Annotated in this window: 9 protein-coding genes; 6 read left to right on the forward strand and 3 right to left on the reverse strand. The window is 70.0% G+C overall.

Features of this window, described 5'->3' with window-relative positions; translation table 11 throughout:
* Nucleotides 1–234 precede the first annotated feature (234 nt).
* Genes AAGI91_16970 through AAGI91_16980 form a run of 3 tightly spaced genes read left to right on the forward strand, consistent with a single transcriptional unit; the run spans nucleotide 235 to nucleotide 2967 of the window.
* On the forward strand, nucleotides 235–1398 hold the full coding sequence (locus AAGI91_16970) for a cysteine desulfurase family protein (protein ID MEM1044303.1): 1164 nt from the start codon (nucleotides 235–237) through the stop codon (nucleotides 1396–1398).
* Nucleotides 1399–1439: 41 nt separating this feature from the next.
* Complete coding sequence (locus AAGI91_16975) at nucleotides 1440–2171, forward strand: DUF2480 family protein (protein MEM1044304.1); 732 nt, start codon at nucleotides 1440–1442, stop codon at nucleotides 2169–2171.
* Nucleotides 2172–2202: 31 nt separating this feature from the next.
* Nucleotides 2203–2967, forward strand: coding sequence for an SDR family oxidoreductase (locus AAGI91_16980; protein ID MEM1044305.1), 765 nt, complete (start codon nucleotides 2203–2205; stop codon nucleotides 2965–2967).
* Nucleotides 2968–3063: 96 nt separating this feature from the next.
* On the opposite strand, the gene AAGI91_16985 is transcribed toward AAGI91_16980, so the two are convergent.
* From AAGI91_16985 to AAGI91_16995, 3 genes are all read right to left on the reverse strand, one after another.
* Nucleotides 3064–4482 carry a DUF2254 domain-containing protein gene (locus tag AAGI91_16985; protein MEM1044306.1) on the reverse strand — a complete coding sequence of 473 codons (1419 nt, stop codon included), beginning with the start codon at nucleotides 4480–4482 and terminating at the stop codon, nucleotides 3064–3066.
* An 81-nt stretch (nucleotides 4483–4563) separates the two neighbouring features.
* On the reverse strand, nucleotides 4564–5205 hold the full coding sequence (locus tag AAGI91_16990) for a DNA-3-methyladenine glycosylase (GenBank protein ID MEM1044307.1): 642 nt from the start codon (nucleotides 5203–5205) through the stop codon (nucleotides 4564–4566).
* Between the two features lie 21 nt (nucleotides 5206–5226).
* On the reverse strand, nucleotides 5227–5922 hold the full coding sequence (locus AAGI91_16995) for a TetR/AcrR family transcriptional regulator (protein ID MEM1044308.1): 696 nt from the start codon (nucleotides 5920–5922) through the stop codon (nucleotides 5227–5229).
* Between the two features lie 338 nt (nucleotides 5923–6260).
* Here AAGI91_16995 and AAGI91_17000 point away from each other — a divergent pair, with 338 nt between their 5' ends.
* From AAGI91_17000 to AAGI91_17010, 3 genes are all read left to right on the forward strand, one after another.
* Nucleotides 6261–8552 carry a TolC family protein gene (locus AAGI91_17000; protein ID MEM1044309.1) on the forward strand — a complete coding sequence of 764 codons (2292 nt, stop codon included), beginning with the start codon at nucleotides 6261–6263 and terminating at the stop codon, nucleotides 8550–8552.
* A 101-nt stretch (nucleotides 8553–8653) separates the two neighbouring features.
* Nucleotides 8654–9862 (forward strand): efflux RND transporter periplasmic adaptor subunit, encoded by a 1209-nt coding sequence (locus AAGI91_17005; protein ID MEM1044310.1) that lies wholly within the window; start codon nucleotides 8654–8656, stop codon nucleotides 9860–9862.
* 137 nt (nucleotides 9863–9999) lie between these two features.
* The coding region (locus AAGI91_17010; GenBank protein MEM1044311.1) for an efflux RND transporter permease subunit at nucleotides 10000–10433 on the forward strand (434 nt) is incomplete at its 3' end.

Below are 10433 nucleotides of genomic sequence, written 5' to 3' on the forward strand. Positions count from 1 at the left end.
AGGAGTGGGAGGAGTGGGAGGAGTGGGAGGAGTGGGAGGAGTGGGAGGAGTGGGAGGAGTGGGAGGAGTGGAAAGAAAAGCCGAGAAAGTTAACGAGACCCTCGCGCTTCGCGCCAACCGTCTTCTGCCCTCCGTCTCACCGTCCACCGCCTCACCGTCCACCGTCCAACTGCCTCGCCAAAACCGCCCGGTGCTTGGCCCGTACAACCGGCCCGTTGACACTGCCCCGAGACCATGCCTGCTCCGATCTACCTCGACTACAACGCCACGACACCGGTCGATCCGGCCGTCGTGGACGCCATGCTCCCGGCCTTCGCGGAGCACTTCGGCAACCCGTCGTCGGACGGGCACGCGTTCGGGTGGGTGGCGGACGAGCTCGTGGTGCAGGGGCGCGAGCAGGTCGCGGCGGCGCTCGGGGCCCGGCCCGAGACCGTGGTGTTTACCGGCGGGGCGACCGAGGCGGTCAACCTCGCCATCCGCGGCGCGGCCGAAGCCTACCGCGGTAAGCGCGACCATATCATCACCGCCGCCACCGAGCACAAGGCGGTGCTCGAAGCGTGCGAAGCTGCCGAACGCGACGGCGCTCGGGTGACGGTCCTCGGCGTCGGGTCGGACGGCCTGCTCGACCTCGACGAACTCCGCGCCGCCCTCACCGACGAGACGCTGATGGTAGCCGTGATGTGGGCCAACAACGAGACGGGGGTCATCCAGCCGATCCGCGCCATTGCCGATCTCGCGCATGAGCGGGACGCGCTCATGATGACCGACGCGACGCAGACGCTCGGCAAGGTGCCGGTCGACGTGGAGGCGGTAGGGGTCGACCTGCTGGCCTGCTCAGCGCACAAGTGCTACGGGCCGAAGGGCGTCGGCGCGCTCTACCGGCGGCGGCGCAGGCCGCGCGTCCGCCTCGCCCCGCTGCTCGTCGGTGGCGGGCACGAGGACGGGCTGCGCAGCGGCACGCTCAACGTCCCCGGCATCGTCGGCTTCGGCAAGGCGGCGGAGCTTGCGGCCTCGAACCTGGACAACGAAGCGGCCCGCCTCGCGGCGCTTCGGGACCGGCTCGAAGCCGCGCTCCTCGGCCGGTTCCCCGAAGCCCGCGTCAACGGCACGACGGCGCACCGCCTATCCAATACGACCAACCTCACCTTCCCCGGCGTCCGCACCCGCGACCTGCTCCCGGCGATGCGCGGCGTCGCCGTCTCGACCGGCAGCGCGTGCCAGACGAAGGCGGCAACGCCTAGCCACGTCCTCACCGCGATGGGCCTGAGCGAGGCCGACGCCTTCGCCTCGGTCCGCTTCTCCGTCGGCCGCTTCACGACGGACGCCGAAATCGACCTCGCCATCGACGACGTCGCCGCCGCCGTCGAACAGACCCGCCCCGAACCTGCTGCCGCCTAGACGGCGGCTCTCACGCATCACGAGTCGCGCATCACACGATCATGGACCTCGTCAACCGCGTCGCCCAGAGCGACATCACGACCTACAACCTCGAAGAACTGTGGGACGGCAAGCCCGTCGTCGAGTTCGACCTCGCGCCGCACCTCGTCGAGGGCCTTGTGCTCCGCGAGGTACCGTTCCGCGAGGCGATGAAGGCGCACGACTGGAGCCAGTACGACGACCACCACGTCGCCGTCTTCTGCTCGACAGATGCCATCGTCCCGACGTGGGCCGCGATGCTCGTCGCCTCCAAGCTCGAAGGGGTCGCGGCCTCGGTCGCGCACGGGCGCAAGGCCGACCTGGTGCGGGACCGCTTCACGCGAGCGCTCGACGCCGAGGACTGGGCGCAGTTCGAGGGGAAGCCGGTCGTCATCAAGGGCTGCGGAAGCGCCATCGTCCCGGCGAATGCCTACCTGATTGCGACCCAGAAGCTGCAGGGCGTGGCGAAGAAGCTGATGTATGGCGAGCCGTGCTCGTCCGTACCGCTCTGGCGTAAGCCGAAAGCGGTCGCGTCGAAGCCCGCTGCCGCCGCGAAGCCGGCTGGGATGAAGCCCGTCGGCCTGCCGAGGCCCGCTGCTGCTAAGCCAGTCGGGATAAAACCGGCAGGAGTCAAGCCGGCAGGGGGCAAGCCGGCAGAGGTCAAGCCTGCTAGCGTGAAACCTGCCGGGGTGAAGCCCGCCGGTCCAAAGCCGGTCGCCCTCGACCTCGGGGCGGGCTTGCCGCCGAAAAAGTAGGGGCGTATCGCCCTACGCCCTTGCCCTGAAGATGCCCTACACCCTCGACCTCTCCGGGCAGACCGTCCTCGTCACCGGCGCGAGCCGGGGCATCGGCCGCGCCGCCGCCGAAGCGCTCGCCCGCGCCGGAGCTACCGTCGGCGTGCACCACCACCGGAACGAGGCTGCCGCGCGCGACCTCGCGGTCTCGCTCGGGCACGGCGCGCAGGTCTTCCAGGCCGACCTCGCCGACGCCGCAGCCGCCGAGCGGCTCTTCGCCGGGGCCGTCGAAACCTTCGGGCGGGTCGATGTCCTCGTCAACAACGCGGGTGTCGCCGAGGGGGTAGCGCTCGACGCGGACACGGACGACTGGCTCGACATCTGGGAGCGGACGATGTCGGTAAACCTCCGGGCGGCCGGTCTGCTCTGCCGGGCGGCGGCGGCTCACTTCGCGGAGCGAGGCGGCGGGCGGATCATCAACGTGGCGAGCCGAGCGGCCTTCCGGGGCGACACGCCGGACTACCTCGCCTACGCCGCGAGCAAAGGCGGGGTGGTCGCCCTCACGCGCTCGCTCGCGCGCGGCCTCGGGCGGCAGGGTGTCGTCGCCTTCACCGTCGCCCCCGGCTTCACGCGGACCGACATGGCCCGGCCGTTCATCGAACAGTACGGCGAAGCCTACGCGACAGACGACCTCGCGCTCGACCGGATGACCGAGCCCGCCGACATCGCCCCAACGATTGTTTTCCTCGCCAGCAGCCAGATGGACCACGCCACCGGCTGCACCATCGACCTCAACGCGGGGAGCTATGTGCGGTGAGGACAGTTTTCAGTTTGCAGTTCCTGGTTTCTGGTTGGGCGAGAGCGGTCGGGAGCAACAAACTAGAAACCAGAAACGAGGAACTAGAAACCCGGCTCACGCCGTCCCGCCGAGCCAGTCGTGCTCTGCGACGACGGCGTCGTAAGCTGCGTCGTTGCTCAGCAGGCCGGCGATGACGCGGTAGCGCTCCCGGAAGAGTGCCTGGTCGGCCTCGGTCGAGAGGGCGTCCTCGACGCTGCTGAGCAGGCGGTCGGCCTGGGCGCGGAGCACGGCGCGGCGCTCGGGGTCCGACGTACGCCCGCTGACCTCGCCGAGCACCTTGAGCATGTGGAGCGCCGCATTGCGGTCGGCGGCGGCGTAGGGGCGGAGCTGGTCGAAGCAGAGGCCGCAGAACTCCGCGAACGTGGTCGGTTCGGCGAGGACGCGGAGCGTGCCCTCGGCGTCGCGGCGCTCCGGGGAGGGGATGTCCCGCTGGGCGACCCGCTTGAGCGCGCTCCCGAGCCAGTCCATGCAACTGACGGCCGTGAACGGGTCGTTGACGCCGGGGGAGAGCGCGCGCGCCGCGATCTCGACGAGTTCGTCGATGAGGAAGCGCACGTCCTGGAGCGCGGTCCGGTGCGGTCCCCACGCGAACGAGCGCTGGACCTGCTCGCGGACCTCGGCCCCGACGCGGTCTGCGGGCCACGCCAGCAGGAGCGGCTCGTCCCGGCTGACGAAATCGCCCGGGCGGTAGGTCAGGCGGAAGATGAGGTCGTGCTTGCAGGCAATAGTTAGGATGGCGTCGGTGTCGAGACTCTGGACGTAGCCCGTCGCCGGAGCCTCCACCGCAACAGCCTCGTCGAAAAAGTCCTCGGGGAGGCTCTCCGACGCGTCGCCCGACGCGTCGCCCTGCGCCGGCCCGTGCCCGATCCGCTCGGGGAAGAGCGTCTCCACGCGCCGCTCTAGCTGCTGCCCGATCCCGGCGATCACGTTCGAGACGTGGATGCTCTCGGGGGTGTGGTGGATGAAGTAGATGAGGATGGCCGTGCTGGCGAGTGCGAGGCCGAGCCCTGTCAGCACGGCGACGTGCGGCACGAACGCACCGACGATCTCGCCCGCCGGGCCGTCGCCGGTCGCCTCGCCGGCGGAGCGGACCGTGCGGAGCACGAGCAGGCAGTAGAGGAACGTGGCGATGAAAGTGCCGAGCGTGACCTGGTTGCCGGTGTCCTGCATGAAGTTGGTCAGCAGGCGCGGGCCGTACTGCCCCGAGGCGTAGACCACCGAGGCAATCGTGACCGAGAACGTCACGCCCGCCACGCCGAGCATCGACCCCGCGACCGTCGAGAGGAGCGACCGCGCGCCGTCGGGCCGGTTGCCGTAGAGCCAGTCGAGGCGCTGGATCCAGTCCGGGCCGAGATGCCCGTCGATGGCCGTGGTGACGAACGAGAGGCCGATGGCCGCGAGCGACATCAGCGTCGGGATGAACCAGTAGCTGGAGCGCAGGTCGTCCCAGCGTTTGAGGAGCCGTGCTTTCACGGGCAGGAGAGTGGGAGGAGTGGGAGGAAAAGTCGGGAAAATTACTGAGACCCTCGCGCTTCGCGCCAACCGTCCACCGTCTCACCGTCCACGGCGCAGCCGCTCGTCGCTCGGCACGCCGGGCGAGACGAACGGGTGGCCCGGCACGAAGAACCGCCACGGCCGGTCCACGCCCCGCGTGAGCCCGATCCGCGACGAGGTCTCGATCTCCGGCGCAGGCGCGCCGTCGCCTGCGAAGTAGAGGGGGGGGCGCGTGAGGTCCGTCCCGTGGAAGGCCGGGTCGGCGATGCCGAGGGCCTGGGTCAGCTTGCCGGGGCCATTGGTGAGGTCGCGGTCTTTCTTGACCGACGCTGGGCGGCGCGCGCGCATCGCCTCGATGCCCTCGACCGGTTCGAGCGCCCGGACAAGGACGGCCCCGGCCGTGCCCTCGGGCTCGGTTACCACGTTGATGAGCCAGTTGGTGTAGTAGATCAGGTAGACGTACGCCGTGCCTGGCGGGGCGAACAGGTCGGCCGCCTTGCCCTCTGGCCGGACCGTGCCGTCGGGGCCGAACGTGGCCTTCCAGCCGTAGAGCGCCGGGTCGTCGCGGGTGTAGCCCTCCGTCTCGACGATCCGTCCGGCGATGCGCCCATTGTCCGTCTCGTGGACGAGCAGCGTGCCGACGAGGTCGCGGGCGACCTCCAGCGTGGGGCGGGCGAAGTAGGCGCGGTCGAGCAGAGTCATGAGGCGAAGGGGTAAGCTCTGCTACGCTCCCGGCGCAGATCCGGTCGGTTGTAGGCCGTGGAGGCACAGGTCGACGATCAGTGTTTCCCGCTCGGCGAGGTACGCCTCCCACTCGGCTTTGCTTGCGCCCACATAGGCCCGGACCAGCCCGCCGCCAACGGTCGGGAAGAACGTCATCGACACGACGAACGTCGTGAAGGCCAGCAGGCTGACCGGGCGGATCTCGCCCCCGTCAATGGCTGCGTCCAGCCTGGCCTGCATCGCCTCGCGGCCGACGGGGAACTCGAGCCGGATCGCCTGCTGCCACCGCTCGGGGTGGTGGTGCAACTCCGAGAGGATGTAGCCGACGAGGTACGGGTGCTCGTCCATCATCGCGAGGTCAGCCGCGACGAGAGCGTGGACGAACTCCCGAAACGGACCGTTCGCCTGCATCGCAGGCTCGAACCGGCGGTAGGTCTCGCGGACGGCCCGCATGAAGACGGCCTCGGCGAGACGCTCCTTGCTGCGGAAGTAGTAGTGGAGCATCGACTTGTTGACGCCCGCCTCGTCAGCGATCTCCTGCATGCGCGCCCCGTCGGTGCCCTGGCGCAGGAACACCCGCTGAGCCGCGTCGAGGATGTTCGCCTCGGCTGCATCTTCCTCAGGGTTCGAGGGCGTCCCCGTGAGCGCGGACAGCGGCAAGTCTGGCATCGAAGGCGTCGAAGGGTCGTCAGGCATAGAGCAGGTCGAACAGAGAAGTCCGGTAGGGAAGTGACTGCGGGCCGAAAACCAAAGCGCCTGGGACGTTGCGGTTCCGTGCTGCGCCTGGCAGAGTGGGGGTGCAGGCGAGGAGGAGGGTGACGTCTGATATTTTCAAGAAAAGGTGAAAGCCTGCCGAGGCACAGCGCCTGAGGCCTCCGCAAGTCAGCTTATCACCTCGACTCTCAAAAGAGTTCAACCATTTGGATGAACCAAATGGAACCACTCGCACTGAAGTGACTTATACGATTCAACCAAGTGGTTAATACAAATGGTCAACTGCCTGGCTCGTCCCTCCGCACCGGCTTTTCTCCTCAATGTTCACCTCGCACGCCCTATCTCGTCTTTGCTCTGCCGTCCTGCTGCTCTTCGCTGCGCCGGCTGCTGAGCTACACGCCCAGGTGCGGGCGGAGCCTACACTGCCCCCCGATCTGGTCTCCGCTATCGAAGCCGAGCTAGCCCAACTCGTCCGAGACGACGCCCGCACGGACGTTCGGATCGCTCGCTTCGAGGCGATGCCGCCCAGCCCCGACGGCTCACTGCCGACTGTGAGCGTATCGCTCGTCGACCCAGCGCTGACCGAGCTGCCGCCAGGCGTCGTCCGCCGTCCGGCTGCGCTCTTCCGCGACCTCGGGCTGCTGATGGCGACGTTTGCCGAGGTGCTCCCGGACGAGCGAGAGGAAGGGGCCACCGTCGCTGTGGTTGCGCACGCCGCAGCCGACCCCACGGTGCTCCAGCGAGTCGCCCGAGAGGCCGACACGCGCCGGGTGGCGCTCGTGCCTGCGCGCTCGGCCGAGGCTGTGCTTGCCGAGGTAGAGGCGCTGGAGCCTGCGCTCGTCTACGTTGACGCGGAAACCGGACTGGACGACGTGGCACTCGGTCGCCTGGCAGACGGGCTGGCGGTGCGCCGGGTCCCTGCCTTCGCTGCAGCGCCGTCGCTCGTCGAGCGAGGCTTCCTCGCCTCGGCCTCGCCCGCTTATGAAGAGTCGCTCGCCCGCCGGGTCGCGCTCGCGGTGGTCGACGCCCAGGCCGGCAACGCGCCGGCGACCGCACCACCCGCACTGCCCGAGGTGCAGTACACCATCCACACCGCGACGGTGGAGCGGCTGGGCCTCGCGCTCCCATGGGACCTCCTCCTCCGCGCCGACCTGGTCGGCGAGCCGGCCCACGCAGCCTCTGGGCTGACGCTCGACCAGGCGACCCGCATCGCGGCGCGCGACAACGCGGGAGTTGCAGTGGAGGCGTACGGCCTCGATGCGGCCGAGGCAGCGGTGGGTATCGCACGCAGCACGCTGCTTCCCCAGGCGACGGGCTCCACCACGGCCCGCCTCATCAACGAAGACCTGGCAGCGGCGGCCCTCGGCGGGGCCAGCCCGGAGCGACTCTGGACGGCCGAAGCGTCCGTCGTGCAGGTGCTCTTCTCCGAGCGAGCATTCGCCGGCGTCAGCGTCCAGCGGCGACTTGCGCTCGCCCAGGCCTACCGGCTCGAAGAGGCCCGGCTCGCCGCCGCCGCCGAAGGGGCGCACGCGTTCATAGACGTGCTGGAGGCGGAGACGGCAACAGCGATCGCCGAGGAGCGCCTCGGCCGGCTCTCGGTCGACCTCGGCGCGGCGCAGGCCCGGCAACGGGCCGGGACGGCGAGCGCGGCCGACGTGGCGCGCCTGCAGGCCGAAGCCGCCCGGGCGCGGCAGGACCTCGCCCGCGCCCTCGGCGGCGTCGACGCCTCGACGTTCGCGCTCAACCAGACGCTTAGCCTTCCCATCGACGCTGCGGTGCGGCCGGTGATCGAAGGCGGGACCGCCCAGCGCGGGGCCGAGGCAACAATGTTGGCCTCCGCCGCGCCCATTGCCGAAGGCTCCGCTGCGAGCAGCGCCCTCGCCGACCCGCGGGCGCTCCTGGCGTCTATTCCCGTTCTTCCCGCCGTGGGCAGTCCGGCCGAGGCCCAAGTGCTGGCCGACTACTACGTCGAGCAGGCGCTCATGGACGCTCCTGCTGCGAGGGCTCTCGGTGCAGTGATTGAGGCGCAGGAGCGGCGACTGGGCGCGGCACGGCGCGCGCCCTACCTCCCCGAGGTGAGCGTCTTCGCCAACGCCAGCACTCGCCTCGCCGAAGGCGGTGCAGGCCTCACGCTCCCGCCGGGGCTGCCCATCCCGGCCGCGCCCGATGAGACGTGGGCGGTCGGGGTGCGGCTCGACTTCGGGCTGTTCCTCGGCGGGCGGCAACAGGCAGAGCGCCGGCTAGCGCGTGCCGAACTCGGCCAAGCTCAGGCCCGCCTCGACCTCGTCGAGCAGCGGCTCACGCAGGGCGTCCGCACGGCGGCAGCGCTGCTCGGCGCGTCCCACGCCGCTTACAGCGAAGCCGAAGAGGCCGCGGCAGCGGCCGCCGAGGCCTACGCAGACGTGGCCCGCCTCTACCGCGAAGGCATCGCCGGGGTGACGGAGCTCGTCGAGGCACAGGAGGCGCTCCGGCTCACCGAGGAGCTTGCCGCCGCCTCGGCCTACGAGGTCGCGGGGGCCTACGTCGACCTCCAGCGCGCGGTCGGCTCCTTCGATGCCCTCGACGAACCACTCCTGCCTACCGCCGACGCGCCTGCCGCCTCTCTCCGCTAGCTCCTCTCGCCACTCACCTCTGGTCCACGCTGACTCTCGGTCTCATGGTTACGTTCGATCCCACTCCGCTCCACGCTCGCCGCCGTCCTATTACCCAGGCGATGCTCGTGCTCCTTGCGCTCGCCCTCGCGTTGATCGCTGCCGGGTGTAGTAGCCAGGAGCCGGCCACGGCTCCGCCCCCGGTGGTCCGCACCGTCTCGGCTACACCGAGCGCAGCGACTTCAGCGTCGTTCTCGGGCGTGACACGGGCAGCCATTGAGTCACGAGTATCCTTTCAGGTCGGAGGAGTCGTAACAGCCGTGACTGTTGCGGTCGGCGACCGCGTTCAGCGCGGGGCGCTCTTGGCACGAATCGACCCAGCCGACTTTGAACTCCAGGTCCAGCAGGCGTCTTCTGCGTTTCGGCAGGCCGAAGCCCAAGCCCGCGCTGCTGAGGCCGACTTCGGCCGCATCCGCGCGCTCTACGCTGAAGGTGTTGTCCCTGCCAGCCAGTACGACAACGCCCGCGCCCGTGCCGAGACGACTACGTCCGTTGTAGCTGCGGCCCGCGACCAGGTAGCGCTCGCCCAACGTAGTTTCGGCTACACCCGCCTCGGGGCCCCTGTCTCGGGTCGTGTCGCCCAGGTCTTCGTTGAGGCCGGTGAGCTCGTCGGTCCCGGCCAGCCGGTCGCGCTCGTCAACACCGAGGACAGCCCGATGGAGGTGGCCGTGACCGTGCCTGAGCAGCGGATCGGTGCGATCCAGCGCGGGGCCTCGGCCACCATCACCTTCCCGGCCTTCCCCGACCAGACCCTTACCGGCACCGTCACCGAGGTCGGCGTCGCCCCTGGCCGCGCGGCGACGACCTTTCCCGTCGTGGTACGCATCAACAGCCGGATAGCTGACGGACGAGCGCTGCGCAGCGGCATGACCGCCCGCGTGATGTTCGAGGGATTGGCTGCTGCTCAGGCAGGCGGTGCCCTCGTGCTGCCCGTCGGAGCCGTCAACGCCGATACCGAGGGGACCTACGTGATGGTGATCGAGCCTGTGGGCCTGACACCCGAAGACGAGGGCCGATCCGAGGCTGAGCGCGGTCAGGAGGAGGGCGGTTCAGTCCGCACGCTCGTACCCGGTCAGGAGGAAGCCGTCGTCCGCCGCCGCGCCGTCGAGACGGGCACGCTCCACGCGGGCGGCGTCGAGGTGACGCGCGGGCTCGAAGCCAACGAGACGGTCGTCGCAGCCGGCCTCGGCGAGCTTGCCGACGGCCAGCGCGTCCGCCTCGCAGGCGACGACCCCCTCGCGCGCGACCTCGTCTCGTTCCGCAGCCGATAGCCCAGAGCGCGCGGCCGAGAGCCAGCAGTCGATAGGCCTGCTTGGCTAGCGGTGCGCCCTATGCCTCGTCCTTCGCTTTCAGTGCTGGGCTCCTAGTGAGCCCTCTGCACCCTGCCCGTCTCCACCCTACCAGTCCCATGCGTCTAACCCGCACCGCCCTCGACAACCGCGTCGTCGTCTACGTCGTCGTGGCCCTGCTCGCGCTCGCGGGCCTCCGTTCCTACCTCGCCCTGCCCCGCGCCGAGGACCCTGGCTATGTCGTTCGCACGGCAGTCGTGTCCGTGCTGTGGCCGGGGGCTAGCGCCGAGCGCGTCGAGCGCCACATCGCCGAGCCGATGGAGCGCGCCCTCGAAGAGGTCAAGGGCACCGACCACGTCGAGACCAGCGTCGAGCCCGGCGTGGCCTCGTTCGCCTTCGAGGTCGAGTACGCCGTCGCCGACGTGGAGGGGGCCTTCACCGAGATGCGCGAGGCCATCGCCGACGTCGTCCCGGCGCTCCCGCCCGGCACCATCGGCCCGCTCATCAACGACGACTTCGGCGACGTCTTCGGCACCGTGATCGCGATCACGGG

It is taken from the genome of Bacteroidota bacterium (assembly GCA_038746285.1).
In the GTDB taxonomy this organism is placed as follows: Bacteria; Bacteroidota; Rhodothermia; order Rhodothermales; family JANQRZ01; genus JANQRZ01.